Source organism: Kitasatospora sp. NPDC088160, from assembly GCF_044741445.1.
Classification (GTDB): domain Bacteria; phylum Actinomycetota; class Actinomycetes; order Streptomycetales; family Streptomycetaceae; genus Kitasatospora.
In genome coordinates, this window is record NZ_JBIUSS010000002.1 from 247,838 (window position 1) to 271,434 (window position 23,597).

The 23,597-nt window shown below is 69.9% G+C and carries 25 protein-coding genes and 3 pseudogenes; 16 read left to right on the plus strand and 12 right to left on the minus strand.

What is annotated here, in order from left to right; genetic code table 11:
* Positions 1–138: 138 nt before the first annotated feature.
* Genes ACIOGZ_RS03645 through ACIOGZ_RS03675 form a run of 7 tightly spaced genes read right to left on the minus strand, consistent with a single transcriptional unit; the run spans position 139 to position 6,213 of the window.
* Positions 139–678 (minus strand): AAA family ATPase, encoded by a 540-nt coding sequence (locus ACIOGZ_RS03645; RefSeq protein ID WP_363629067.1) that lies wholly within the window; start codon positions 676–678, stop codon positions 139–141.
* 27 nt (positions 679–705) lie between these two features.
* Positions 706–1,497 carry a class I SAM-dependent methyltransferase gene (locus tag ACIOGZ_RS03650; protein WP_363629065.1) on the minus strand — a complete coding sequence of 264 codons (792 nt, stop codon included), beginning with the start codon at positions 1,495–1,497 and terminating at the stop codon, positions 706–708.
* Positions 1,461–3,320, minus strand: coding sequence for an amino acid--tRNA ligase-related protein (locus ACIOGZ_RS03655; protein ID WP_363629064.1), 1,860 nt, complete (start codon positions 3,318–3,320; stop codon positions 1,461–1,463). Before ACIOGZ_RS03655 ends, ACIOGZ_RS03650 begins: the two co-directional genes overlap by 37 nt.
* Complete coding sequence (locus ACIOGZ_RS03660; protein WP_363629062.1) at positions 3,317–3,970, minus strand: hypothetical protein; 654 nt, start codon at positions 3,968–3,970, stop codon at positions 3,317–3,319. Before ACIOGZ_RS03660 ends, ACIOGZ_RS03655 begins: the two co-directional genes overlap by 4 nt.
* Complete coding sequence (gene dcd / locus ACIOGZ_RS03665; protein ID WP_363629061.1) at positions 3,963–4,502, minus strand: dCTP deaminase; 540 nt, start codon at positions 4,500–4,502, stop codon at positions 3,963–3,965. Before dcd ends, ACIOGZ_RS03660 begins: the two co-directional genes overlap by 8 nt.
* Complete coding sequence (locus ACIOGZ_RS03670) at positions 4,499–5,002, minus strand: dCTP deaminase domain-containing protein (protein ID WP_363629060.1); 504 nt, start codon at positions 5,000–5,002, stop codon at positions 4,499–4,501. Before ACIOGZ_RS03670 ends, dcd begins: the two co-directional genes overlap by 4 nt.
* The gene (locus ACIOGZ_RS03675) at positions 4,999–6,213 is read right to left on the minus strand and encodes a cytochrome P450 (protein ID WP_363629059.1); all 1,215 of its coding nucleotides are present in this window, start codon (positions 6,211–6,213) and stop codon (positions 4,999–5,001) included. Before ACIOGZ_RS03675 ends, ACIOGZ_RS03670 begins: the two co-directional genes overlap by 4 nt.
* A gap of 308 nt (positions 6,214–6,521) precedes the next feature.
* On the opposite strand from ACIOGZ_RS03675, the gene ACIOGZ_RS03680 reads away from it, so the two are divergent.
* The 3 genes from ACIOGZ_RS03680 (at position 6,522) to ACIOGZ_RS03690 (ending at position 8,444) form a co-directional block, all read left to right on the plus strand.
* The gene (locus ACIOGZ_RS03680) at positions 6,522–7,388 is read left to right on the plus strand and encodes a helix-turn-helix transcriptional regulator (protein WP_363629057.1); all 867 of its coding nucleotides are present in this window, start codon (positions 6,522–6,524) and stop codon (positions 7,386–7,388) included.
* Positions 7,385–7,690 (plus strand): DUF397 domain-containing protein, encoded by a 306-nt coding sequence (locus ACIOGZ_RS03685; RefSeq protein WP_363629056.1) that lies wholly within the window; start codon positions 7,385–7,387, stop codon positions 7,688–7,690. Before ACIOGZ_RS03680 ends, ACIOGZ_RS03685 begins: the two co-directional genes overlap by 4 nt.
* Positions 7,691–8,075: 385 nt before the next feature.
* Positions 8,076–8,444 carry a hypothetical protein gene (locus ACIOGZ_RS03690; RefSeq protein WP_363629054.1) on the plus strand — a complete coding sequence of 123 codons (369 nt, stop codon included), beginning with the start codon at positions 8,076–8,078 and terminating at the stop codon, positions 8,442–8,444.
* A 171-nt stretch (positions 8,445–8,615) separates the two neighbouring features.
* Here the strand turns inward: ACIOGZ_RS03690 and ACIOGZ_RS03695 are convergent, their stop codons facing one another.
* Positions 8,616–9,737, minus strand: coding sequence for an IS630 family transposase (locus tag ACIOGZ_RS03695; RefSeq protein ID WP_363629157.1), 1,122 nt, complete (start codon positions 9,735–9,737; stop codon positions 8,616–8,618).
* A gap of 111 nt (positions 9,738–9,848) precedes the next feature.
* On the opposite strand from ACIOGZ_RS03695, the gene ACIOGZ_RS03700 reads away from it, so the two are divergent.
* Complete coding sequence (locus ACIOGZ_RS03700; RefSeq protein WP_363629053.1) at positions 9,849–10,220, plus strand: hypothetical protein; 372 nt, start codon at positions 9,849–9,851, stop codon at positions 10,218–10,220.
* 175 nt (positions 10,221–10,395) lie between these two features.
* Here the strand turns inward: ACIOGZ_RS03700 and ACIOGZ_RS03705 are convergent.
* Positions 10,396–10,626: pseudogene (locus ACIOGZ_RS03705) on the minus strand (Tn3 family transposase); the annotation flags it as partial.
* A 256-nt stretch (positions 10,627–10,882) separates the two neighbouring features.
* Here ACIOGZ_RS03705 and ACIOGZ_RS03710 point away from each other — a divergent pair.
* Complete coding sequence (locus ACIOGZ_RS03710; protein WP_363629051.1) at positions 10,883–11,536, plus strand: hypothetical protein; 654 nt, start codon at positions 10,883–10,885, stop codon at positions 11,534–11,536.
* A 256-nt stretch (positions 11,537–11,792) separates the two neighbouring features.
* On the opposite strand, the pseudogene ACIOGZ_RS03715 reads toward ACIOGZ_RS03710, so the two are convergent.
* A pseudogene (locus tag ACIOGZ_RS03715) lies at positions 11,793–11,969 on the minus strand (DUF4158 domain-containing protein); the annotation flags it as partial.
* Between the two features lie 254 nt (positions 11,970–12,223).
* Here ACIOGZ_RS03715 and ACIOGZ_RS03720 point away from each other — a divergent pair.
* The 7 genes from ACIOGZ_RS03720 to ACIOGZ_RS03750 all read left to right on the plus strand — a co-directional run bounded on the left by ACIOGZ_RS03720 (position 12,224) and on the right by ACIOGZ_RS03750 (position 17,595).
* Positions 12,224–13,432, plus strand: a complete 1,209-nt coding sequence (locus ACIOGZ_RS03720) for a helix-turn-helix domain-containing protein (protein WP_400984685.1) — start codon at positions 12,224–12,226, stop codon at positions 13,430–13,432.
* A 16-nt stretch (positions 13,433–13,448) separates the two neighbouring features.
* Positions 13,449–14,099: an HAD family phosphatase gene (locus ACIOGZ_RS03725; protein WP_363629049.1), complete on the plus strand. Its 651-nt coding sequence runs from the start codon at positions 13,449–13,451 to the stop codon at positions 14,097–14,099.
* 690 nt (positions 14,100–14,789) lie between these two features.
* Entirely contained in the window at positions 14,790–15,386 is a 597-nt protein-coding gene (locus tag ACIOGZ_RS03730) for an ATP-binding protein (RefSeq protein WP_363629046.1), read from the plus strand.
* Positions 15,383–15,853 (plus strand): hypothetical protein, encoded by a 471-nt coding sequence (locus ACIOGZ_RS03735; protein ID WP_363629045.1) that lies wholly within the window; start codon positions 15,383–15,385, stop codon positions 15,851–15,853. The genes ACIOGZ_RS03730 and ACIOGZ_RS03735 overlap by 4 nt, the downstream gene beginning before the upstream one ends.
* Positions 15,854–15,865: 12 nt before the next feature.
* Positions 15,866–16,366, plus strand: a complete 501-nt coding sequence (locus ACIOGZ_RS03740; protein ID WP_363629044.1) for a hypothetical protein — start codon at positions 15,866–15,868, stop codon at positions 16,364–16,366.
* 245 nt (positions 16,367–16,611) lie between these two features.
* Entirely contained in the window at positions 16,612–16,992 is a 381-nt protein-coding gene (locus ACIOGZ_RS03745) for a hypothetical protein (RefSeq protein ID WP_363629042.1), read from the plus strand.
* 48 nt (positions 16,993–17,040) lie between these two features.
* Positions 17,041–17,595 (plus strand): LuxR C-terminal-related transcriptional regulator, encoded by a 555-nt coding sequence (locus ACIOGZ_RS03750; protein WP_363629040.1) that lies wholly within the window; start codon positions 17,041–17,043, stop codon positions 17,593–17,595.
* 62 nt (positions 17,596–17,657) lie between these two features.
* Here the strand turns inward: ACIOGZ_RS03750 and ACIOGZ_RS03755 are convergent, their stop codons facing one another.
* The gene (locus ACIOGZ_RS03755) at positions 17,658–18,587 is read right to left on the minus strand and encodes a hypothetical protein (protein WP_363629159.1); all 930 of its coding nucleotides are present in this window, start codon (positions 18,585–18,587) and stop codon (positions 17,658–17,660) included.
* A 21-nt stretch (positions 18,588–18,608) separates the two neighbouring features.
* A pseudogene (locus ACIOGZ_RS03760) lies at positions 18,609–18,968 on the minus strand (M14 family zinc carboxypeptidase); the annotation flags it as partial.
* A gap of 187 nt (positions 18,969–19,155) precedes the next feature.
* Between ACIOGZ_RS03760 and ACIOGZ_RS03765 the strand changes: the two are divergent.
* The 4 genes from ACIOGZ_RS03765 (at position 19,156) to ACIOGZ_RS03780 (ending at position 23,525) form a co-directional block, all read left to right on the plus strand.
* Positions 19,156–19,278 carry a hypothetical protein gene (locus tag ACIOGZ_RS03765; protein ID WP_363629038.1) on the plus strand — a complete coding sequence of 41 codons (123 nt, stop codon included), beginning with the start codon at positions 19,156–19,158 and terminating at the stop codon, positions 19,276–19,278.
* An 82-nt stretch (positions 19,279–19,360) separates the two neighbouring features.
* Positions 19,361–20,524 (plus strand): ThiF family adenylyltransferase, encoded by a 1,164-nt coding sequence (locus tag ACIOGZ_RS03770; RefSeq protein ID WP_363629036.1) that lies wholly within the window; start codon positions 19,361–19,363, stop codon positions 20,522–20,524.
* Between the two features lie 244 nt (positions 20,525–20,768).
* Complete coding sequence (locus ACIOGZ_RS03775) at positions 20,769–22,589, plus strand: glycoside hydrolase family 15 protein (protein WP_400984691.1); 1,821 nt, start codon at positions 20,769–20,771, stop codon at positions 22,587–22,589.
* A 12-nt stretch (positions 22,590–22,601) separates the two neighbouring features.
* Positions 22,602–23,525, plus strand: a complete 924-nt coding sequence (locus tag ACIOGZ_RS03780) for a hypothetical protein (RefSeq protein WP_400984693.1) — start codon at positions 22,602–22,604, stop codon at positions 23,523–23,525.
* The last annotated feature ends 72 nt before the right edge of the window (positions 23,526–23,597 follow it).

Here is a 23,597-nt window from a genome sequence, read left to right on the forward strand (position 1 = left end):
GGGGGCCCCGGCCGGGGGGCGGCCCGCCCGGGGGGGGGGGGGGGGCGCCCGCGGGGGGGCCCCCCCCCGGGCGGGGGGGCGCCCGCGGGGGGGGGGGGGGCCGCCCCCCCGGCCCCCGCCCCGGCCCTCGGTGTTGTGTCAGGCCGTTGCGTGGAGTCCTGTGCGGGTGAGGATCACGTCGGCGATCTCGGTGGCTGGGCGGTCCTCGGTGTCGATGTGGTCGGCGAAGGCGGGCTGGCGCAGGGCGTCGAGGCAGCGTTCGACCTGGTTGCCCTCCCAGCTGAGCGGTCCCCACTTGTCGGGGCCTTCGCCGCGTTCGCGCAGGCGTTCGCGGATGGTGGCGGCCGTGGCGAGCAGGGTGAAGTGCCGGACGTCGTGGCCGGCGTCGCGCAGGGGCTGGACGATCCGGTCGAAGACTTTGCGGCGGGCGACGGTCATGGGGACGATGATCGGGCGCCCGTAGGCGCGGGCGGCCTGGTCGAGCATGCAGTGGGTGAGCGGCGGCCAGACCGGTTCCAGCTCGAACTCCTCGGTACGCAGGGGTTCCGGGAGTTGGGCCCAGAGCATGTGGCCGATGGCCTCGGGGTTGATGACCAGGGCCTGGGGCAGGCGTTCGGCGAGCAGGCCCGTGGTGGTGCTCTTGCCGACGCCGAATGGGCCGTTGACGAAGACGATCACTCGGGTGTGGTGCCTTTCGCTGGGTGGTCAGAAGAGTTCGACGTAGCGGTCCGGGTAGGCGCCCACGTCGTAGCGCAGGACGAGCACGGTGTAGCGCTGATGGGCGCGCAACGTGTTGGTGGCGTGCTTGATCTCGCGCAGGCGGTCGGTCATGGCGGTGCGGACGGCGGGGTCGGTGTTGCCGCTCTGGGTGCAGGCTCGGTCAATGGTGGAGCGGCAGTAGTGCTCGATGGCGTCGGTGGGTTCGGGGGTGAGGGTGTGGTCGGCCTGGTGGAGGACGTCGAGGCCGGCGAAGAGGGCGAGGGCCTGGTCGCGGGTCTCCATGGGGCTGGTGATGCCGAAGACGTCGCGGCGGACGGCGGCGGCGTGGTCGGGCAGGGGCTCGGGGGCCCAGAACGGTGCGGCGAGGACGTATCCGCCGTCGTAGAGGAAGCCGAGAAGCCGGTTCGCCATGGCGGGCGGGTCGGGGAAGAAGCCGAGGGCGGCGCCGACGGCGATGTGGCTGTAGGTGTGGTCGGGCCGGTAGGTGGTGCCGTCGGCCTGGTGGTAGGTGAGGCGGAGGGTGGGGTCGAGGAGGCGGTAGTTGTAGCGGGCGAGGTTGACCGAGTCGTGGCTGAGGTCGAAGCCGGTGGCGGCGCAGCCGGTGAGGCGGGCGAGCTCGCGCGAGGTGAAGCCGGTGGTGCAGGCGACGTCGAGGAGGCGGTGCTGCGGGGCGAGGCGGGAGTGCAGGGCCCAGGTGCTGAGCGTGGTGTGGGCGCCGGGCATCACGTTGGTCTGGTTGATCATGGCGACGAAGTCGGGGTAGCTTGCGGCCCGCACGGCGTCGGCGGACCTGGGTACCGTGGGCAGGGGCCAGGTGGGCGTGGTGGCCATGGAGTCCTCTCTGCGGTTCGGAACACAGGGCTTCGGCGCTGAGCTGGCACGGGGACGGGGACGGGGCGGAGGCTGGCCAGGCGGGTGACGCTCATGCCGAGGCCGACGCACGGGGGAAGTCCGCAGTCGTACAGGTCGATGATTTGCTGGTAGGTGCGGTGGGCGAGGTGACGGTCGGCCGCGAACTGGGCAGTGAAGGAGCGGGCCAGGCGGGCGGCATCGCGTTCGTTGGCGGCGATCTCGGCGAGTTCGAGGCCGTCGGCGTAGAGCCAGATGCGCTGTGCCTGGCGGCCGGTGCCGGCGATCAGGGGTGAGGCGGGGCCGGGGATGTCGGTGATCGCGGTCAGGCCTCGCAGTTGCTGGCGGACGCTGTGGCGCCACAGGCGCCGGGCGAGGCGGTCGGGGTCGTCGGTGTGCTCGGCGGTGTACGGGGTTCGCTTGGCGGCCAGGGCCCGGACGGCGGTGGTGTCGGTCGAGTCGATGCCGGTGATCTCGCGGAAGGCGTCGTCGAAGCTTTGGTGGGTCAGCGGGGCGTTGAGGCCGGTCGTGGCGGTGACGAGGTCGGCGAGGTAGGCGGTGGCCTGGTCGAGGTCGAGGTCGGCGGCGTACGCCTCCAGCATCACGAATTCGACGGCGGGACGGCCGCGTTGGCCTTCGTTGCGGAAACTCGGGCCGATCTCGTAGCAGCGGGTGGTGCCGGTCGCGATGACGGCGAGCAGGTCGAGTTCGGTGGTGACGCGCAGGTACTGGCGGCGTCCGACGGCGTGCGCCCAGGTGGTGAACGGCCGTGCGGAGCCGCCGAAGTAGCCGTCGGTGAGGACGGGGCTGATCGTCTCGCGGAAGCCGCCCGTGGCGAGGTGTGCGCGCAGCGGGCCGAGGAGCGGGGTGAGGAGGGCGGCGTCCGGTAACGGTGGTGGGGCGCCGGGTTCGTGGCGCTCCAGGTGGCGGACGAACAGGGTCGGGCGGCCGGTGCGGCTGGTGGAGCAGGTGCCCCGGACGGCGACGAGGTCGCCGGCGTGCAGGTCGGCGACAGCAGCGGGGTCGAAGGCGAGCTGGGCGTCGTGGCCGTCCCAGGCGAGGTCGGCGAAGGCGATGTGGCTGTGAGTGCGGACTGCGGTGATGCGCCCGGACAGGGTGAGGACTTGGTCGGGGGCCGGCCAGAGGGCCCAGTCGGCGAGTGGGAGCGGCTCGGGGTGGCGTTCGCGGGTGTGGGTGCGGCTTCGAGGGACGGGGACGAGCGGGTCGTTGGGGGCGGTGAGGGTCAGCAGCAGGGCGGTTGGGTCATCGGTGCGGGGGTCGAGGAGCCAGGTGGTGCGGCGGATCAGGTCGCGGTGCAGGTGGCCGTCGGTGTCGGGAAGCAGGTGCAGGAGGTGGAGGACCGCGGCGGCGCGTAGGGCGGTCAGGCGGCAGGGGATGGTGGCGGTGAGCGCGTGGGTGGCGGCGGCCAGCCGGGCGGGGTCGGCGGGGCCGTGGGGCCAGGGCGGTCGGCCGGGTCCGGCGGCGGTCGCGAGGGCGTGGTGCAGGATGTCGAGTTCGCGCGGGCCCCGGGCGGGCGCGCCGGCGTGGAGGGTGACGGCGGGGTGGGGGCCGTGGCTGAGAAGGCGGGCGATGCCTGCCAGGAGTTCATCGGCGCCGTCGGCGGGGTGGGTGGTGAACAGCACGGCGGCGGCGCCGAGCAGATCGGTGGGCGCGTCCCACGTCGTGGGGGCGGTGGAGGCGTGCGTGGCGGCGATGGCGTCAGCCAGGGTGGAGAGGCCGGTGGTGGTCATGCGGTCTCCGGTTCGGTCGGGCCCGGGCGCCACCACGCGACGGGCGGGTCACCAGGGTTGATCACGGCGACGAACTTGGCCGCCTCAGTGGTCCCTTGGGCAAGGTCGGAGTCGTAGGGGGTGCCGGCGGCGTAGTGGGCGTCGCGGATGCGCTCCCGGATGGCGGGCGCGATGACCGCGCCCTTGGGGGTGGCGTGCCGGTCGAAGGATTGGACGGGCTGGAGAAGGAGGAAGGTGGAGGTCGATCCGCGGGTGGAGCGCGGGGAGGCGCCGGGATAGCAGGGGGCGAAGACGACGAGGAACCAGCGGATGCCGGCCAGCCGCAGCCACCAGCCGTCGGCACCCGCGCCCGAGAGTTCGGCGGCCGGGTCGGCGCCGGTCGCGGCGAGCAGGCCGGTGACGGTCTCCCGGATGGTGGCGGTGAGGGCGTCGAGGGTGGCACCGAGGCCGGGGTCGGTGAGTTGGAGGACCAGGCCGTCGAGTTCCTCGTCCTCGATGCGGCGGGCGAAGTCGGCAAGGAGGGGCCCGGCGGCTCGGCCGGCCTCGTACGGCTCGGCCCCCGGGTAGGCGGGAACAGCCTCGATGCGGGCCCGGGCGGCGAACAGGCAGGCGGATCGGAGCTGAATGGGGGTGAAGCCGTCGTCAGCCATGGGCGGCCACCGCCCAGGCGTCGAGGTGGCTGCGCGAGGCCAGCGGGCCGTCCGCCCCCTGGTACTTGCCGCTGTACAACTGGTCAATCTCGCCGAAGGTCTCCCACCAGCTGACCTGCGCAACCGGCATACCGGGGTACAGGACCGTGGGGAGGGTGGCGTACAACTGCAAGGTGGAGCAGCCGTAGAAGCCGAGGTCGATGAGGTCAGCAGTGCAGTGGACGAACGTGCCGCGGCGGGCGAACCCGGACTTGGCGTGCACGATGGGGACGAGCGCGTCGCTGCCGAAGCGTTCGACAGTGTGGCCCAGGACGAAGTCGCCGCGTTCGAGAAGGTACCCGGTCGACGGGATCTCGCTGTACTCGACCTCGGGCTCGCGCCTCGGGTCGAGGACGTCGTCCAGGTAGACGCCCACGCGGCTGCCCAACGTCAGGTCGTAGCTGTTGGTGGTGCAGCAGCTGGGGTCGAACGGGTCGATCTTGATGCGGCCCTGTTCGACCTCCCGGGCGATCTGGGGTCCGGTGAGGATCACGACGGTACTCCGATCAGCGTCTGGGACTCGCAGGCGTGGTTGAAGCGGGCGTAGGTCGCCAAGGTCGGCTGGATGAGCCCGGTGTTGCACCAGAAAGACACCTGGCCGGCGACCATGCCGGGGTAGATCCGGATCGGCAGCGCCGCGACGATCTCCAGCGTCCAGTGGTGGCAGGACGTGGTGTGGCCGAGGTCAGCCGAGAGCTGGAGGAACAGCCCGCGGCGGCCGTTGCTGCTGCATCCGATCAGCCGCATCGCGAACAGGCTGCTGCCGATCATCTCCTCGGTGTGCCCGAGGTACATTCGGTGGGGCTCCAGCACGTAGCCCTCGTCCGGCAGCTCCGTCTCCACAAACGTGCCGGTGCGGTCGTGGAAGACCTTCAGCCCGCGTCCCAGGTGGTAGTTGATGGAGTTGGGGTTGACGCTGGCCGGATCGTAGGGGGAGAAGACGATATGGCCTTGGGCGATGAACCGCCGGATGGCCTCGCCGGTCAGGATCACCGTTTCGTTCCCCGCTCGACCCGCACCGGCAGGAAGGTCGCCGAGCGGATCACCTGGGAGGGCTTCCAGGTCACCCCGTCCTCCAGATGGAGCCGACAGCCGCGCCGCAGGACGGAGCGCATCACGGCGGCGGCCTCCATACGGGCCAGCGCGGCACCGAAGCAGGCGTGCGGGCCGTGGCCGAAGCCGACGTGCGGGTTCGGGCGGCGGCCAGGCCGGAACTCCTGCGGTTCCTCGAACACCTCGGGGTCGCGGTTCGCTGATGCTTGGAGCAGCACAAGCCGTCGGCCCGCCGACACCGGTACTCCGAAGACCTCGCAGTCCTCGACAGCCGTCCGGGCGGTGATCAGCGCCGGGCCGTTCAGGCGTAGGACCTCCTCGACGAATCCGGCGACGGACTCCGCTGAGCCTGCCGCCGCCGCTGCCGGCTCCGGGTGGTCCGCCATCGCGGTGAGCAGCGCACTGATCAGCCCTGTCGTCGTCTCGTGGCCGCCGATCAGCAACGCGATCAGGTTGGACACCGCCTCCTCCAGCGCGAGGCGTTCCCCCTGTTCCTCCACCTCGACCAGGGCCGAGACGATGTCGTCGGCCGCACGGGCGCGGCGGTGCTCGATGAGCCCGGTGAAGTAGTCCCACAAACCCGCCCAGGCAGCGGCGAGCCGCTGCTCCTGGTCGCCGGTGAGCGCAGGTTCAGTGAGCAGGATGACGTCGTCGGACCAGCCCTTGACGAGGTCCCGGTCCCAGTCCGGGATGCCGAGAAGCGCGCAGATCGTGTGGACCGGCAGGGGTTCCGCGATGTTGTGCACCGCGTCACCCCCGCCGGTCGCCACGAACCTGGACACCAGCGCGTCCGCAACCGTGGCGATCTGCGGTTCCAGTGCGGCGATCCGGCGTGGTGCGAACGCCCTCGCCAGCAGGCCCCGCAACCGCGGGTGCTGCGGGGCGTCCGCGTAGAGCACCCACGATGCAACCGGTTCGAGTACCGGCCGGAGCGCTGGGCTGATCTCGTCCAGCAGGCCGGCGGCGGTCGGCGCGCACACGAAGCCCGGATGCCGAAGCAGGTGGCGCACCTCCTGGTGACGTGTGAAGACAAGCCGCCCGCTGCCCAGGTCCGGACAGTCGATGGCCCGAGGTCCCTTGGCCAAGGTCGCGAGCGCGGGCTTGCGCTCCGGTCCCGAGGAGAGCGCCGTTAAGACGGTGGCTTGGTCCATGTTGCTGCCTCCCATCTGCCCGAACGTCCGCGAAGGGCCTTCCCGGGCCGTCGCGAGCTGGACGGACGTGGCACCGGGCTGAGGGCCCACAGGCGGCAATCGGGCTGTGGTGTAACGAAGTTCGAGGGGGCGACGGGAGGCGCCTGCCGACCGCAGGGTGGCGCACGGTCCCGTTCCCAACCGTGAACCGATGATGACGCTACGTCAGGCAAACGGCAAGAGGGTCGGAAAGGACACTCTGTCCTTTTCGCGGAACCGGCATATGCGAGTTACTGCCTAACCGCTAGCCTGTCCCAGAGAAGGGGGAGGTGCTGAAGGTGGCTGTCGAGCCGACACCGCGGCGACGCCGCCTTGCGAGCGAAGTCCGGCTTGCCCGGACCCGACTTGGCTGGAGCGTCGAACAAGCCGCCGTCGCACTCGGGTATAGCTCCGCGTCCACCATCTCCAAGATCGAGAACGGTACGCAGGGGATCAAGCCGCAGCAACTCCCGCACTTTTTCGATGTCCTCCAGATCGCCGACCCCGCCGTCCAGGAAGCCTGGCGCGAGATGGTGCGGAACGCCCGCGACCGTGACTGGCACCAGCGCTACCCCGGCGTCGCAGACGATCCCCTCGGCGACTACCTCGTCAACCTGGAGATCGCCAACACCCTGTTCATCTGGTGTCCCGTAGTCGTCCACGGTCTTCTTCAGTGCGATGACTATGAGCGGGCCGTAGTCGTCGCTGGCCGCGCCTGGAAGAGTGACGAGGACATTGAGCGCTTCATCACGGTACGGCGGAACACCCGCCTCAGCGCGCTGTCCCGCAAGACCCCGCTACGGATCTGGGCGGTACTCACCGAGGCTCAGCTTCGTCAGGAAGTCGGCGGTCGGGCTACAGCCCGTGCTCAAGTGCTTCATCTCATCGAACTGGCTCGCGCGCACCGTGACATCGTCATCCAGGTCGTCCCGCTGTCGCGCGGCGCGCACGCCGGCACAGACGGGCCCTTCATGGCCTGGACGTTCCCGACCGGCCATGACTCGGTCACCATCGAGGGTATGAAGACCGCCCTTCACCTCAACGACCCTGCAACCGTCACCGACTACCACACCTGCAGCGATCACCTGAAGACCGATGCCCTGCCGCCGAAGGAATCGCTGGAACTGCTCGCTCGAATCGCCAAGGACCTCTTGTGACCCACGACTTCGCGCCCCACGTTTCCCTCGTTGACGCTGACACCATCGTCGCCGCTGAGGAGAAGAACCTCCTTGATCCGGCGTGGGTCAGGGACCAGTTCGAACGTGCGGAGTGGCTGACGGCCAGCAGCGGTGGCACCAACTGTGTCAAGGTCGCCTTCCTCGACCGTGGACTCGTCGGGGTGGGTGACACCTTGAACCCTGGCAAGGACCCTCTCCTCTTCGCGTGGACCGAGTGGAAGGACTTCCTTGAAGGCGCCAGGGCTGGGCGATTCGATCGCACCGCAGCCCCCACTGCCTAGCCGCGGGCCGCTCCTGCACGTCACACAGCGCCGTCGCAGCTTGAGTCTCACCTGAGACGGTGGCGGCCCACGCCCTGGCTGTGGTGCGCTCCATCCAGGACGACTTGGAGCAGCCGGTCATTGACCTGTACATCGGCCTGCTGCGTGAGCGGTAGGCGGTACCCGATCCCGTGACCGGCGTGCCGGGACCGGTGGCGCGGAAAGTCGGGCGAACGCCGGGGCGCGAACCGGCTTGCCGTGTGCCGCCGTGTCACTCGGATGGGTGGGCGCGCGGCTGTGTCCCTGGCGGTCATTGTCTGAGGGTGGGCTGGCGGATAGATCTGTCGCGGGCGACCTGTTTCCCGGCATTCCGCCGGCTCCGCCCGAGTATCGAGAGGACACCCTGATGGCCACCGTTTCCCGGCATGAGCAGTACTTCGACACCATCGACACGGACAAGAGTGGAACCGTGACGTTGGCCGACTACGAGCGTGTGGCCGATCGAGTCGCCAAGGCATTCAGCCTCGCGGCCGATGACCCCCGCGCGGAGACGCTGAAGGACGTCTACTGCTGTGACCGCATAGGTTCACCGGGTTGTTGCGTGCTTGTCGAGGGCGGCTCAGCGATCGACATCGGAGACTGGTCCGACCGTGGTGATAACTCCGGTCCACCAGTCCGGTCGATCGGTGGGCTGCCACGAGACTTCCAGCTGTCGGTGGGTCAGCTCTTCGGCCCTGCGGTGGAGTGCAGCCTGTGCCGTCTCGGGCTCGCCTGAGGGCGCGGGATGATCGAGAGCGCCGTCGGCGGTGCCGCCAGGTGCTTCGAAGTAGATGGCGAACCGCCACCGGTCTGGCGTGCGGTAGAGGACGAGGGTCTTCGGAGTCCCGAACGTGTGCCAGTACGGCTTCCTGCTGCTTCCCATGGAGGAAGTATCGGCGGCAGCTGGTCAGGCAGCGGTAGCCAGTGCTCGTCCGCCCCAGCGCATGCCCTTCTCGCTGCGGATGCGGGCACGTTCGCGGCGCTGGGCGGTGAGGACGTCGGGGTGGCGGGCGTTGGCGTTGCGCCAACGGAGGTATGCGTGCAGCGCGCGGGTCTGGACGGTGTGGTTGGGGTGGTTCGAGTTCGCCAGCGTGAACTGCCGCAGCGGTCCGAAATGCGCCTCGATCGGGTTCGCCCAGGAGGCATTGGTCGGGGTGAAGCACAGGTGGACGTTGTTGTTGCGGGACCAGCAGCGGATCTTCTTGCCGTTGTGGGCGGACAGGTTGTCCAGGATCACGTAGACCGGGGCACCGTCCGGGCGGGCAGCCCGGATCGATCGGAGCGCGGCGAGACTGTTGATGGTGCCTTTGCGACGGCGGTTGACGCCCCACAAGGTGTCATCGCCTATCGAGTAGCAGCCATGGAAGTAGGTCACGCCGTGGGTGCGGTGGTAAGTCGCCGGAAGGCGGTCGGGCCGACCCTCGTTGGCCCAGCAGGAGCCTGCGATGGGGCGGATACCGAGGGGGCCGAACTCGTCGAACGCGAACGTGCGATCGGGGAAGCGTTCCAGGACGTGCTCGATCCGGTCGAGCTTGGCGTCCCGGTCGGGGTCGGTGGACTCCTTCCACGTCTTGGTGCGCTGGAAGGTGACGCCGCGTCGGGCGAGCAGGCAGCGCAGGGCCTCACGGCCGATGCGGATCACCCGGCCGTGGACCTTGCGCAGGTAGACGGCGAGCTTGCGGATCGACCAGCGGGTGAAGGGCTGCCCGAGCTTGGCCGGGCGGGTGGTGGCCGTCTGGATGACGAAGTCCTCGTCGTCAGGACTGAGCAGGCGGGGACGGCCTCCCGCCCAACGAGGGTCCAGGCAGGCCAGACCGATCTCGTTGAAGCGATGGATGACATCGCGCACCGTGTCCTCGTCGGCCGCTACCAGCTGGGCGATGACCGGCACGCGGTTCCCGCCGGCCGACGCCAGGAGCATCATCGCCCGCCGGTAGCGCACCGAACTCGTACTGCCGCGCCGCACAATCCGCTGTAACTGCTGGCCCTCCTGGTCGGTCAGTCTCCGAACCTTGACCGGCTCCGCCACCATGCCTCCCCCGAATCTCGGATGTCCCCCACATCCAACCGGTCCGGACGGTGCCACCGCCAACCCGGCGAACCTATGCGGTCAGAGCACTACCAAACGTTCTTCAAGAACATGGAGCGCGTCCTCGCTGGCGACGACCGCCTCGGCAAGGGCAACAGCACCCTGTCCAAGGAGCAGTTCGTCAAGGCGCTGAGTCTCTTGGGCGCAGAAGACTCTGGCCGTGCAATCGAGCCCGTCTCGGGCTGGCTGTTCCTTCTCGCGGACACCGACAAGCGCGGGCACCTGGACCTGGACAAGTTCACACGCCTGGTCCAGGCCACCAGCGACGCTCCCGCCCACGTCGCCAACAAGGCCTTCGACCGGGCCCATGCTCCCAGCGAGGACATGGTCAGTCGTCACGGGCTCGCCGCGAGCGCCCGCGAATTCCTGTACCGCCCGCAGCGGGAGACCACCGCCGGCAGCCTCCTGCTCGGCTTGCAGTAAGCAGCACACCAGCCGGACGGGCACGGGGCGGGCGGCAACGGCCCGCCCCGTGCTGGTCAACGAGCCGGGCCGCAGGAAGCCCGGCTCGGATGCCGGGCGGCTGGCCGGGCCCGGGCCAGCGCACCAGCTCAACGACGCGCCGGCCCGCCCGTTCCTCTCGGTGGGGCCGCCGGGGCTACTCGTCGTCCTGGTCGTCGTCGTCCACCGCGTCCGGGTCACGCAGCGGGCGCAGGGCGCCCTCGGGCTGGGAGGGGGCGAAGGCGTACCGGCCCAGGACGTTCAGATGCCCGGCCTTGAGGGGCGAGAGGCGGGCGACGTCTTCGTCCAGGACGTCGTGCTCGCGCGCTTCGGCGGGCAGCGCCCGCAGCTGCTCGACCGCGGCGTCCAAGTAGCGGGTGTTCCACAGCGTATCCGGGGTGAAATAAGAGATGCATGACGTTTGTGCAGGTCGATCGCTTGCGGTCGCGTCCGGCAACGGAACCCTGGTGACGGTCAGTCATTCTCTTCTGGGTGTGCCTCCGCCTCCACAGCAAGGTCGTAGCGGTAGTCGCCAACGCTGATGCGATGAACTTGGGACGTGCAGCCTCCCCCGCCACCGCTTGTCGCTACGGTTGGTGCGAATGACCTCGCCAAGTGGCTGGCCTGACCTACGAGGGGCTCTCATGTCAGAGGATCAGGACGATGTGGTTACTGAGCAATCGGACAACGAGCGACGGCTCGGCATCGACATCCGGCAGCACGCGGGCGGCCTCGTCCTTACTGGCGACAACAACCGAATCGTTCAGCTGGGATCGGGCGCGTTCCATGCGGCTCCACCACCACCTACACGTGAAGATCCGCGCCAGGTGTTCCTTGCTGAGGTCCGGGCCCTGGCGCTCAAGGAGGCGTCGCGCTTTTCCCTGCTCAGCTTGATCTTTATGGCCGCTGGAGCAACCATCCTGCTTTGCGGTGGTGTCCTGGCTCTGATACGTCACGGCCCGTCCGCCGGCCCCTCGGCGGCCCTGATGACTAGTCTCGGGGGCGTGCTCATCGGGACTTGTGGTGGAGCCCTTGCGCTGCAGTCAAAACGATCACAACGGCGCTTGACCGCTGAGGCTGATCGAGTTGCCAAGGAACTGCTCCAGGATCACACGCGTGAGGAGGTGCTTGCTCTGATCGACCGGATTGATGACGCCGCACTCAGGGATCGCCTCAGGTCCATCACCGCGATGGAGATACTCGGCTTGTCTCCGGCTCCCGAGGATGTCGCTAGTCGAGTGTTCCCAGCGGCCAGCAGCACCCCACCTGAGATCAGTCCACCATCCTCTGATCAATGAACGATCAGAGGTCAAAGGTGCCTCCTCCCTTCCCGGCTAGGATCGGAACTCCTCCTCGAAGCCGTTATGCAATTCCCCCAGCTCGCCCATTACGCGCTCCGTGTGAGACCGGGGACCGAGGCGTCGTCGCAGTTCTAGGTTCTCGCTATGCGCGGCTTCGAGGGCTTGCCGCAGGGCCTGGACTTCGGCGCGGTGCCGCTGCTTGAGCTCGGCGAGCTGGGCGGTGAGGGTGCGGACGACGCTGCTGGGCGAGTGGGACAGTGCAGATCTGCAGAGCGAAGCCGAGGCGGTTGTGGTCCCCCCGCCGTTTCGCGATCAGCAGGCGGTCCTCGTCATCGAGGAAGAAGAAACGCTCCAGCTCAGGGCGGGTCGGCACATCCTTGAAGGTGCCGTAGGACGCGGCCTGATCATCAGTTAAGAACTCAACGGGCACGGCCACTGACCGTACGCAGGCAACTACGCGCCAGGAGGGCGGTTTACCGAACCGCGATCAAGTACTTCCTGCGGCTGACCTGCACGGGAGGCTTAGCGCTAACCGCTGTACCGCTGCTACTCAAGACCGTGCAAGCGGATCGGTGGCGGATCGTCAATGCGCCTTGCGGGTAGGACCTTCTCGTGGTGAACCCGGTTCATCAGTGGTCGGGGGCAGGTACGGTCCGAGGAGATACCAGAGGAGGGGTGGGCGGTATGAGCCAGTGGCCGGAGTTCACGACAGGCGAGCGGGTCAAGATGCTCCGCGGCAAGAGAACGCAAGAGGATGTCGCCAACGCAAGCGGAGTCTCGCTGCACACCCTGCGGAAGCTCGAGCAAGGCGGGAACGTCTCCCTCCCGACCCTGCTGAGGATCGCCGAGGGCCTGCACACCGACGTGTCGGTGATCCTCGGGCAGCAAGCACCCCGTAGGGGCATGAGCCCGAACGACCGGGCGATGCTGCGCGACCTGTCCCGCGCCGTCCATGACACGGCGGCCGGCATCCTTTTCGACCCCTCCGAAGACGCCGCCCCCGGCCCGGCCGACCTCGCCGAAGCCGCGTCGCGCCTCTGGCGGGTCTACTGGCGGGGCGCGTACACGGACGCCGGAGTGCTGGCAGCTCCATTCCTGCGATCGGTCGCCCTCTACGCCAAGCATGCTCCGGCAGGCCAGGAAGCCGCCGTGAGCGCTCTGCTTTCCGACGCCTACCGCGCGTGCGGGCTGATCGCCAACTTCCTCGGCGCGCGGGACCTCGCGTACGCGGCCATCGGCCACGCCATGCGGTACTCGGAACTTGCCGCTGACCCGGTCCGGGTCTCGATGCTCGGGTCCGCCCGCGCGAGGGTCCTCCTGCGCGATAACCGGGTGGAGCAGGCGCTACACGAAGCGGAGGCCGCGGCCGCGCGGTACGAGCCGACGTTCTCGGAGCAGGGCTCCGGGCTCCTCGCCGCCTACGGCAAGAACATCACCTTCGCCGCCGTAGCAGCCTCCCGCCTCGGCGACTCCGCGCGCGCCGCTGATCTGATGTCCCAGTCCCACGCCGTGGCCGCCCGGCTGGGCCGCGACGTCTACAGCAACGGGATGCAGTTCGGACCCGCCTACGCCGCCGCCCAAGCCGTGGGCGTCAACGTGGCGCTCGGCAACGCAGGGCGTGCCCTTGAGATCGCGGGACGATTCGACCCCACCGGCCTCACCCAGGCTGCCCACAACCGCATGATGCTCGACGTCGCGCTCGCGCAGTGCGACGCCCGCCAGTGGGACACCTCCGTCGACACCCTGCTCGAGGTGTGCTCCGCCCACCCCGAGTGGTCGCGCCACCAGGCCATCCCAGGTATCATCATCCAGAAGGCCGGCCAAGCCAGCACCAGCCGGCTGCGGAAGTTGTCCCAGATCCTCGGGACCTCTCCGACTGTCCGACTCGCCTGACCCTCGGGAGAACACGTTGCGCGGCCTGATCCTCGACTTCGCGGGAGTGATGACCACTCCCATCGGCCAGTCGTCCCGGGCGTGGTGCGCCCGGGAGGGCCTGCCCGCTGACACCTGGCGCAGCACCCTGGAGGACGATCCAGTCGGCCGTGCGCTGTACGTGGAGCTGGAGCTCGGTCGGATGTCCCAGGAGGAGTGGAACCGGGGCACGGCGGCGATCATGGGCGTGGAGCCCGACAATCTGATGGGGCGCGCGCACGCGAAGGTCCGCGCGGTTCCCGCCATGGTCGAACTCGCCCGTGCCGCCAGGGACGCCGGGATCGTGGTGGCGCTGTTGTCGAACTCCTACGGCCTCGCCCCGTACAACCCCTACGTGGAGACCGGGGTGTGGGATCTGTTCGACGTGCGGGTGATCAGTGGCGATGAGGGGATAGCCAAGCCGGAACCGGCGATCTACCAGCGCACGCTCGACCGCATGGGCCTGGCCGGCTCCGAGTGCATCTTCGTGGACGACCACCGTAGGAACCTCCCGCCGGCCGAGTTGCTTGGCATCGCCACGGTCCACGCGGACGGCCCGGAGACGGCCTCGAGGGTCGCGCGCCTTCTGGAGCTGGAGGCGCCTCGGTCCAGTGCTATGACACCGGACGAGGCAACCACCGGCGTCTAGTTGACGACGAATCGAAGAACTCGTACGCGCCATGCGAGTACCGCCCTGTACGGCTTCCGGAAGTCGTACAGGGCGCAGGTTCACCGACCGTCGCAGTTCCGCGACAGTGGTCGCATGCCTTCGGACACACCTCGCTCACCGGGCCGAGTCCCGGTAGCGCTGTACATCGCAACCGCCAATGGGGACGCGGGTGGTGCTCTCGCGGACCCGTGTCGCCAGTACGCGGATGCTCGGGAGTGGGTTGTCGCGGAGACGTTCACCGACACCGGGCCGCTCGCCGACCTCAACGACCGATCCGGTTGGCTTGACCTCTCCGACGCGCTGTCGCGTGGCACGGTGAAGGGCATCGTGACCTGGACACGGTCGATGGTGGCAGGCAGCGTTGAGGAGTGGGACCGGCTGACGGCGATCCTGGCCGACCGCGGGTGGTTTCTGGTCGCGGGTGCGCTGGACACCCCGGGTCAGCCGCTCTACAGCGGTGGGCCCCGTTCGAGCCCGGCAGCGCCGCGGGGAAGGGCTCACGTCTCGGGCGACGGCATGCGGGGACGTGGCTCGGGTGAAGGCGCTAGCGGGCGCTGAGGGCTCCAGGCGCCGGCGCATCGGCTGATGACGAAGTCGGCTCCCCAACTCGGCAACTTCAGGAATCCAGTCTCTACTGCTCGTGCACCATCCCGTCGCGGAGGAACTGTCATGCGCACGACTAATACTCGCGTGGTCGCTGCGAGATTTGAGGAGGTCAGGTCGGCCCGGCGGCAGATCATCCGGGACCTGAACAACCTCGGCGTCGTCCTCGAAGACGCCATAGCAGCCGACGTGCAGCTCTGCCTCACCGAACTCCTCGGCAACGCCATCGCCTACGGCTGTGGCGGAGAGGCGGAGGACGACACCCTTCGGATCAGCTACGGTGCTCAACTCCACGACGACGGGACGCTACGCATCTGGGTGGCTGACCCGGCACCGGAACTGCCCCGCCTCGTGAACGCCGGGACCGAAGTGACCGGAGGGCGAGGCCTGCTCCTCGTCGAGAAGTACATGGACAAGATTGGGTGGCACGATGTGCCTCCGGATCCGGAAGCCCCGCCCCGGGCCAAGATTGTCTGGTTCGAGATCGCCGCCACCGTCGCCGACAACGAGACCGCTGAGGAAGCCGTTACTTCGGCGGCCGCCAGCGGCGCGCGCACGGACATCCTCGCCGGTGAGACTCAGCGCTCGCGGCTTTGGCCGGTCAGCACTGGGGTCAGTCGCAACCGTGTGCTGCCGCGCCCCCTGCTCAGGAGCGTCGCATGAGAACGCTGCTCAGACGCCTCTCGATCAAGGCTCGCCGCCGAACGCCCCCCACACCCCGGTCGGCGCCCACCCGGACCGAGGCGGAACGTCCCACCGCCCTGAGCGTCTTCACCCGCGAACGGCCCTGGAGACCAGCCGCACCGTTCTGGTGCACCGTCACCGCCTACTACACCTCCGGCCAGCCGATGCGGATCTGGAGCGGCGGCGCCCACGGCGTCCGACTGGCGGTCAAGGTGCTGCGCGCGCGAGTCGAGGCGCTGGTGGGCGAACTCGACCTTCCCGAGGACAGCACGCCCGGGCTGTGGTTGCGCAGCCCGGCCGCCGAGGCCAGGGCCTACGACGATCTCGCTGCGAGCCGGTCCCACGCCATCACCGTCAACCACGGCGACGTCGTCTACATCGTGGCTGCCGCCGAGACCGTCGACGCCGGGGCGGGGCCGTCCGCCCGCACCCTGGTCGCGGTCTGACGGGAGAACTCCGTGGTCTACACGAGACGGGGCCGGGTCCGGCAGAGCCCCAACTTCAACCAGGGAGCGACCTGGCTGGCCGCCGCCAACCGGTTGCCGGAACTGGCCGTCGACCGATGGCGGGCAGGCCAGCTCGCCGACATCGAAACCGGCGAGCTGTTCAACGTCCTGCGCGTCAACGGCGAGCAGCTCGGCATGACCGTCTTGAAGGGCCTGCGTCTGGCCGACAGGCCGGTCGGCCCGGTGCTGCACAACCGCACCGGCCAGTGCGTCGAATTCCTGGTCACGACCCGGGCCGCCGCGCAGTGGGACATGCCGCGTACTGAGCTGATCGGCCGGCCCGCGGACGGTGATCCACCCGACACGGTCCCGATGCCGGCGCCCGGCATGCAGCGGGTCTCCGGGAGGAGCTGGCTCGTGCTCCCGGACGGCGAGCGCAGGCCGACCGACCTGGGCGACCTGGCCGTGGCCCTGCGGCACGCCCGCGACCGACTGCGGCGCACCGACCACTGAACTCCCGTCGCGGCCGAAGGCGGCTCTGAGGCCGCGACGGGCACCCGGCCCGGTCGTTCATCCCCCCTTGAACGGCCGGACCGGGGCGGATCGGCTGTCCCCGCAGCCGATCCGCAAGCTGACCGTTCCCAGGCTGGGCGCACGCTCCGGCGGTCGCGCTGCGCCCCCTGGGGACGGTCGGCTTCGATCTCCAAGCAAGACCAACGACGAAGCCCTGCGGCAACCGCAGACCGGAAGGAACCACGATGCGATCCAGCTCCCGCGGGCCGGCGGAGAATGCGGCCGACCCGCTCGGGCACCAGGACGGCACCGGCTGGACGGACCGGGCGTCGGACATCCTGCGCTCCTATTATCTGGGCGCGACGGTCACCGAGCTGTGCGAGTGGTACGGGATTCCCGACCGCAACGGGTTCAACCGGCTCCGGCTGCGCCACCACGCGCCCACGCGCCCACCGCGCCGGTCGCGGCCCGCCGCCGCGCAGCCGGAGCGGGCCGAGACCCGGCCGAGCCCCCAGGCCCGGGAGATCACCGACGAACGGCTCGTCCTGCAGTTGCACGACCAGCTCTATGACATGCAGCAGCGGGTCCTCACCTCCTTGATGGGCCCCATCCTGCCCGTCGTCTGACGCCACCCAGTCCCCCTCGACCGCCGACCCGTTCCCGAGGACCGTGCGATGACCGACAACGACCAGACGCCTCCTTCGGTGCGTGCCCCCGAGCGCCGGCTTCCGGTGGTGCAGGAGCCCCGGGTCCGCCGGTGCGGGCACTACGCCGACCTCACGGAAGAAGAGGGCGAGGTGATGGCGCTGCTGGCCGCAGACTTGAACGTCGTGCAGATCATCGAGCGCACCGGTGCGTCCGACTACGCCGTCCGGACCCACATCAGCACGCTGGGGAAGAAGCTCGGGGCGGCCACGCTGCCGCAGATCACCGACATCGCGTGCCGGACGGGACTGCTGGTCCCGCCCCGGGGCGTGCTGAAGACGGCGATCTCCGTCACCGCGCTCGCCTCGTTCCAGGCTCTGGCACACGGCGGCACCCGAGAGCGGATCGCCCGCCGCAAGAAGATCTCGCAGAACACGGTCGCCAACCACTTGGCGGCCGTCCGCGCCCGGATGCGTACTGAGTGGAACCCGGCGGCGGTCTACCGGCTCCACGGGGTGGTGCCTGCGGTCCTGGACGCCACCACCCCGCCCTGCCCGTTCTGCGCTGCCGGGGGCGCATCGTGAACCACGCCCTGCCGCGCGTGCCGCAGCCGAAGGCTGATGGCCGCCCGCGCCCGGCCTGCGGCCTACCGAGCGAGAACGGCGGCCGCCAACGCGGCGCAGGCCTGCACCGCCACCAGGCGCCGCAGTCCCACCGGACTCGCGCGCAGCTGGTGCTCACACTGCCGCGCCCGCTCGAACAGCAGCCTCTCCAGGCGCGCGCGGGTGCTCCGGACGGCCTTGCCGGGCGGCTCCTCACACACGGAGCGCAGTGCCATCCCCGCCGAGCGCAGTGTCAGCATGACCCGCGCGTAGTGCGCCTCGGCGAGTTCGGTGCCCGGAACCGGGGTGTCGTCCTGGGCGCGCTGCTGCCAGGAGCGGGTGACGGCGTCGGCGACGGCGGCGGTATCAGCGGCCGCCCGCGCGAACACGTCGCCAGGGTGGCCGGCCTGCCCCAGCAGCCGCTGCACCTCGGCGGCCTCACCCGTCAGGGCCTCGGCCAGGACGGCGAGCGCCACCGCGGGGGAGTCCTCGAACCGGGTAGCGGCGTGCCAGCGCGGAACCTCCGGCAGCAGGGTCAGCGTGCCGTGCCGGGCGGCATGGTGGGCCAGGTGCTCGCCGTAGGCCGGAGCCTGCTGCCCGTGGTCGCGGACCGTCAACTCCTCGATCGGCGGCATCCGGTAGACCCCGGGGCCGAGCACCGGCCAGCCGACGACGTCCGACGGCGCGGCGTCGCCAACGGGCAGGCCGTGCCGTCCGGCGATGGCGGCCAGGTGGGCGGCCAGGCCCGGCACGGCCCGGCTCGCGACGAAGAACGGGGAGCCGAACTCGGCGTTGTGCAGGCTCACGACAGCGGCCGGCTCCAGTTCGTCCACCAGGTCGGCCAGCGCCTGCTGCTCCGGCAGTCCGAACCGGTGGACCCCGCCCCGCCAGGGAATGGGAAATGTCCATTCCGGCTGCTCCGCCAGCGCCGGACGGTAGAAGTAGCGGTGTTCAGTGTGGAGGTCGAGCGGCATGCTCGTCCACTCGGAATTCAGCGCTGCTCCGTCGGGGTCCACGCATGGCAGGAAATTCCAGGCAACACCGTCGCGCAGCTCCGGCCGTGCGGTTACCAGCTCGGCCAGGAACGCGACGGTCGCATACCCCACCGGTTCGTTCGAGTGCGGTCCGCCGACCACCAGCACGGACCGCCTCCCCGCCCCGACCGACAGCACCTCCAGCGCCCGACCCCCACGTGACGTGCCGATACGCCGCATCCGGCACAACCCTGCCTCGCGCCGGGCGATGCCGCGAAGCCGCCGTGTGAGCTCTTCCACCGAAGGCACCAGCTCCGCGGCCGGCACCAGCTCCGCATAGCCGGCCAGCCGCTCGTCCAGACCGGAAAGGAAATCAGCCACCGCTAAAAACCCCTTCTCGAAACCGGTCCAGGATAATCCTGGGCCGGAATTAAGCGCTGCCCGAAAATGGGCATTGAAAGTGATCTGTTAAATCCCTGGAAAACTCTTCCGGGGGGAGTTGATGAATGCTTTCATAGGTGTCGGCGAATTCGCCACCATCCTTTTCGATACCGCCAGGAGGACCTTCATGGACGCCCCCCTCGCCGCCGCCCCGGCCACCGACCCGCAGGACACCGAGCAGCCGCAGGACAGCGGGCTGCGCCCGGCCGCCGCCCACGAGCTGCTGGGCTGCACCGTCTCCGGCCAGTAGCCCACCGGCACCATCCGTGGCGGGCCCGGCAGCGTGCCAGGCCCGCCCTGCCCCCGGTCCGCCCTCGACTCGAGGAACCCCAGTGAGCCACCTGCGACTGCGCGCCGAGCACCAGCCCACGATCCGGCCGGACGGCCGGATCCAGATCGGCTCGCTACCCGGCCTCGCGAGCATCCTGCCCGACCTCTACGGCTGGCGCTGGCGCCTCCTCCAGCTCCTGGACGGCACCCTGACGGCAGACCAGGCAGTTCACGCGATCACCGCCGAGCGCCCGGACGTCCCGGCCGCCCAGGTGCGACTGCTGCTCCTCGACCTGATCCGCGCCGGGCACGTGCAGGACGCCACCCCACCCGGCCCGGCCGCCCGCCTGAACGCCGGCACCGTCCGACTCCACCGGCGCGGTATCCAGTACTGGGAGATGGTCGACCGCAACCCCCGCCGAACCGGCGCGGACATCCAACAAGCCCTCGCGCGCTGCGCGGTGACCGTCGTCGGCATCGGTGGCGTCGGCTCCACCGCCGCGGCCGCGCTGGCCGCCGCCGGAGTCGGCCGCCTGATCCTGGCCGACCACGACCGCGTCGAGGACTCCAACCTCAACCGGCAGCTCCTCTACACCCGCGCCGACCTCGGCCGACACAAAGTCGACGCCGCCCGCGAACGACTGCTGGAACGCCACCCCGACCTCGACCTCGTCCTGCTGCCCGAACAGATCACCCGCCAGGTGCAGTTCACGCGCCTGATGCGCCGGTGCGACCTGCTGATCCTCGCCGCCGACGAACCCGACGGCCTGTGCCTGACTGCCAACCGCGCCGCCCTCGCCACCTCCCGGGCCTGGATCGACCCCGGCTACCACGGCCCCGTCATCAGCACCGCGCTGTACACGCCCGGCACCGGCGACGGCCCGTGCTGGGAGTGCGTGCGCCACGCCGACGCCACCGCCTACGGACTGCCCGGCGTCCACGGCGACGTCCTGGCCGCCGCCCTGCCCCGCCCCCTCGGCAACCCCGTCATCTCCACCAGCGCACTCCTGGCGGGCTCCTACGCCGCCCACGCCGCGCTCACCCACCTCACTGGCACCCGCAGTACGAACCCGGCAGGCACCATCCAGCGGCACAGCCTCATCGCCCCCGCCGACCAGCCGCTGGGCCCCGTCACCCACCCCCGCACCCCCGACTGCCCTTCCTGCGCCCCGTACCACCCGAACGCCACACAGGCCGACTCGCGGAAGATCCCTGCCGTCCGCTGACCCACAGCAGCACCGTCCGGGCCTGGAGGACAGCACGCCTACCGCCCGCCGTCCGATGAGTTCCCGGACGGCCGACTCCATGGCCGGCTCTCTCCCTACCCGACGGCGGCCCGCCGTCGATCGCCGAGCGCTCCGGGGCGAGAACACCGCGCTCCTGCGCATCCGCACATCACGCACCACCCATGGCGGCCGTCCGGGTTAGGGCCGCACTCCCACCACCCAACCGCGCCACAGGAGTTCCACCATGCCCGATCCGCTCATCGAGGAGCACGCCTTCCTCAGCAACACCCGCACCGCCGCCCTCACCCGGTCCGACGGCACGATGACGTGGCTGTGCCTGCCGGGCTTCGACTCCGCCGCGGTCTTCGCCAGCCTCCTCGGCACCCCTGCGGCCGGATTCTGGCGAGTCGGCCCGGCGACATACACCAACACGCCGCCCGTGAGCCAGCGCCGCTACGTCGGCGACACCCTTGCCGTCGAACAGGTCTGGGACACCGGCAGCGGCGTGCTGGAGGTGGTCGACTTCCTGCCCAGCCCGGACGCCACCGGGTACGCGCCGCCGACGATCGTGCGCATCGCCACCTGCCGCAGCGGCATGGTCCGCCTCGGCTCCGAGTTCCGCCCCCGCCCCGGCTACGGCTCCCTGACCCCCGGGATGCACCAGGTGGACTACGGCACCTCCAGGCTGCGCGTGACAGCCGGCAGCGACACCTACTGGCTGGACGGCCCGAGCCACAACGTCAACCTCGGCGGTACCGCCTCGTGCGACATGCCGCTGCGCTCCGGACAGAGCGTCGTCTTCGCCCTGACGTGGACGCGCACCGGCGCCCCGGCGCCCACCCCGATGACGGACAGCACCGCACTGGAGGCAACGAAGCGGTACTGGACCGAGTGGGCGTCCGCCTGCACCTACCAGGGCCAGCACCGGGACGCCGTCGTCCGGTCGGCGCTCACCCTCAAGGGCCTGTGCGACGCCGGCGGCGCGACGGTCGCGGCCCCGACGACCTCACTGCCCGCACCCATCGGCGGGGTACGCAACTGGGACTACCGCTACACCTGGCCACGCGACACCGCCTGGATCATGCAGTCCCTCCTGTCCCTGGGGTACACCGAAGAGGCCACCGCCTACCGGGACTGGCTGACCACCCACGTCGGCCCGGACGGCCCCACACCCCTGTACGGCCTCAACGGCGAGCCCGTCCCCGCCGAGGAAACCCTGCCCCACCTTAGGGGCTACCGCGGCTCCACGCCGGTGCGGATCGGCAACGCCGCCGCCGGACAACACCAGCTCGACGTGTACGGCGAACTCGCAGACCTGCTCCAGCAGATCGACGACGCAGGCATCCCGCCCTGCCCCGACGCCGACCGCCTGCTGCTCGCCATCGCCCTCAACGTCGAGGCGCTGTGGGAGCAACCCGACGACGGAATGTGGGAGAGCCGGGGCACCCGCCGCCGCTACGTCTCCTCCCTGGTCTGGGCCTGGGTCGCCCTGGACCGGGCAGTCCGCGTGCTGTCCCGCCACGGTGCCACCGACGAGGAAACCCTGCTGCGCCTGGCGGCGACCGCCGAGGCCATCCACACCGAGGTGTGCGCCCAGGGCTACGACGCTGAACGCAACACCTTCACCCAGTACTTCGGCAGCCAGAATCTGGACGCATCCCTCCTACACATCGCCCGCGTCGGCTTCCTTCCCCCGGACGACAAGCGGGTGATCGGCACCGTCGAAGCAGTGGAGCGCGAACTCTCCACCAGTGGCGGCATGCTCTTGCGCTACCCCACCCACGCCGACGCCGCCGACAACGTGGACGGACTGGCCGGCCACGAAGGGGCGTTCCTCGCCACCGCGTTCTGGATGGTCGAAGCCCTCGCCCTCATCGGCAGGAACGGCGAGGCCCGGGAACTACTCGACCGCCTCCTGGCCGTGCGCAGCGACCTCGGCCTCCTCGCCGAGCAGTACGACCCCGCCCAGGGAATCCACCTCGGAAACTACCCGCAAGGCCTGTCCCACGACGGCGTGATCCGCGCCGTCCTCGCCGTCGCCGCCCCGGCTTGCCAATCCCACTGAGAAGGACACCAAATGGCCAGGCCCACAATCTTGTTCGGCACCTTCAACCTCGAGAAGGACGGGTTCACGCCGGACGGTCGCGGCGGCGGCAACTTCGACCGCTTCTACGCCGCCCATGAAGAACTGTCCAAGTACCCTTTCGCCGCGCTGTTCCGACAGGAGACGAGCTTCTCTGAGCAGCGAGGAGGGTTCCTCCGGTTCGAAGCCGAGCGCATGTTGGGGATGCGGAGCTTCATCGCCCCACAGGCCCCGCAGGCACCCTCGGACCCGAGCAACCCGCCGGCGGTCTTCGTCAACCAGGACGCCTTCCGGGTAGTCGGCGAGTGGCCGCAGACCAGGAGCTGGTGGCAGTCGCCGGCCGCGGTGACCGTGCGGTACGGCGAGGCGCTGACCACCATCCAGCTCGCCTCAGTGCACCTCTGCTACCACTCTCCGGAGGTTCGCACGGTCGAGGCCCGGATCATGACGACCTGGCAGAACCAAAATCAAGTCCTGATCGCCGCAGGCGACTTTAACTCGAAGAGCGCCACCGCCCAGGAGAAGACCCCGGGTCCGGACTGGCCGAACACGCTCGACCGCACCCATCAAGAGCACCGCACACGCGACGGCGTCCACGACGACACCGAACCCGACCAGATCCTCACCCGGGCTGGTATCGACGACGTCGCCCTGTACGCCGCCACCCACCTCAGCCAAGACGACGCCCTCGAACCGACCGCCAGCATGTACCCCGAGGTCAACCTTCGACAGGGCCCGCCTCAACGGATCGACTTCCTTCGATTCCCCCGGGTGCTGCTCCCCGCGGTGAAGAGCGTCAAGGTCGTGCCTCTGCCCGAAGTCTCCGACCACGGCCTGATTCTCGTGGAGGTGTGGGCGGACACGTTCCAGGAACGCCTCTACCTGCACCGAGACTTCGACTACCGTCTGCCGATCTGACCTCAAGCGCCCACCAGCACAGAACCGGCCGGTCCTCCAGCTCATCCGGGTGAGCGCTCGCGGATTGGATGA

Excerpts from the sequence above, each read along its gene's own strand:
- ACIOGZ_RS03700 (WP_363629053.1), top strand. The coding sequence starts at position 9,849 with ATGGAGCGCGTCCTCGCTGGCGACGACCGCCTCGGCAAGGGCAACAGC.
- ACIOGZ_RS03675 (WP_363629059.1), bottom strand. The coding sequence starts at position 6,213 with ATGGACCAAGCCACCGTCTTAACGGCGCTCTCCTCGGGACCGGAGCGC.
- ACIOGZ_RS03755 (WP_363629159.1), bottom strand. The coding sequence starts at position 18,587 with ATGCCGCTCGACCTCCACACTGAACACCGCTACTTCTACCGTCCGGCG.
- ACIOGZ_RS03745 (WP_363629042.1), top strand. The coding sequence starts at position 16,612 with ATGCGATCCAGCTCCCGCGGGCCGGCGGAGAATGCGGCCGACCCGCTC.
- ACIOGZ_RS03765 (WP_363629038.1), top strand. The coding sequence starts at position 19,156 with ATGGACGCCCCCCTCGCCGCCGCCCCGGCCACCGACCCGCAGGACACC.
- ACIOGZ_RS03710 (WP_363629051.1), top strand. The coding sequence starts at position 10,883 with ATGTCAGAGGATCAGGACGATGTGGTTACTGAGCAATCGGACAACGAG.
- ACIOGZ_RS03780 (WP_400984693.1), top strand. The coding sequence starts at position 22,602 with ATGGCCAGGCCCACAATCTTGTTCGGCACCTTCAACCTCGAGAAGGAC.
- ACIOGZ_RS03735 (WP_363629045.1), top strand. The coding sequence starts at position 15,383 with ATGAGAACGCTGCTCAGACGCCTCTCGATCAAGGCTCGCCGCCGAACG.
- ACIOGZ_RS03750 (WP_363629040.1), top strand. The coding sequence starts at position 17,041 with ATGACCGACAACGACCAGACGCCTCCTTCGGTGCGTGCCCCCGAGCGC.
- ACIOGZ_RS03660 (WP_363629062.1), bottom strand. The coding sequence starts at position 3,970 with ATGGCTGACGACGGCTTCACCCCCATTCAGCTCCGATCCGCCTGCCTG.
- ACIOGZ_RS03655 (WP_363629064.1), bottom strand. The coding sequence starts at position 3,320 with ATGACCACCACCGGCCTCTCCACCCTGGCTGACGCCATCGCCGCCACG.
- ACIOGZ_RS03720 (WP_400984685.1), top strand. The coding sequence starts at position 12,224 with ATGAGCCAGTGGCCGGAGTTCACGACAGGCGAGCGGGTCAAGATGCTC.
- ACIOGZ_RS03775 (WP_400984691.1), top strand. The coding sequence starts at position 20,769 with ATGCCCGATCCGCTCATCGAGGAGCACGCCTTCCTCAGCAACACCCGC.
- ACIOGZ_RS03690 (WP_363629054.1), top strand. The coding sequence starts at position 8,076 with ATGGCCACCGTTTCCCGGCATGAGCAGTACTTCGACACCATCGACACG.
- ACIOGZ_RS03730 (WP_363629046.1), top strand. The coding sequence starts at position 14,790 with ATGCGCACGACTAATACTCGCGTGGTCGCTGCGAGATTTGAGGAGGTC.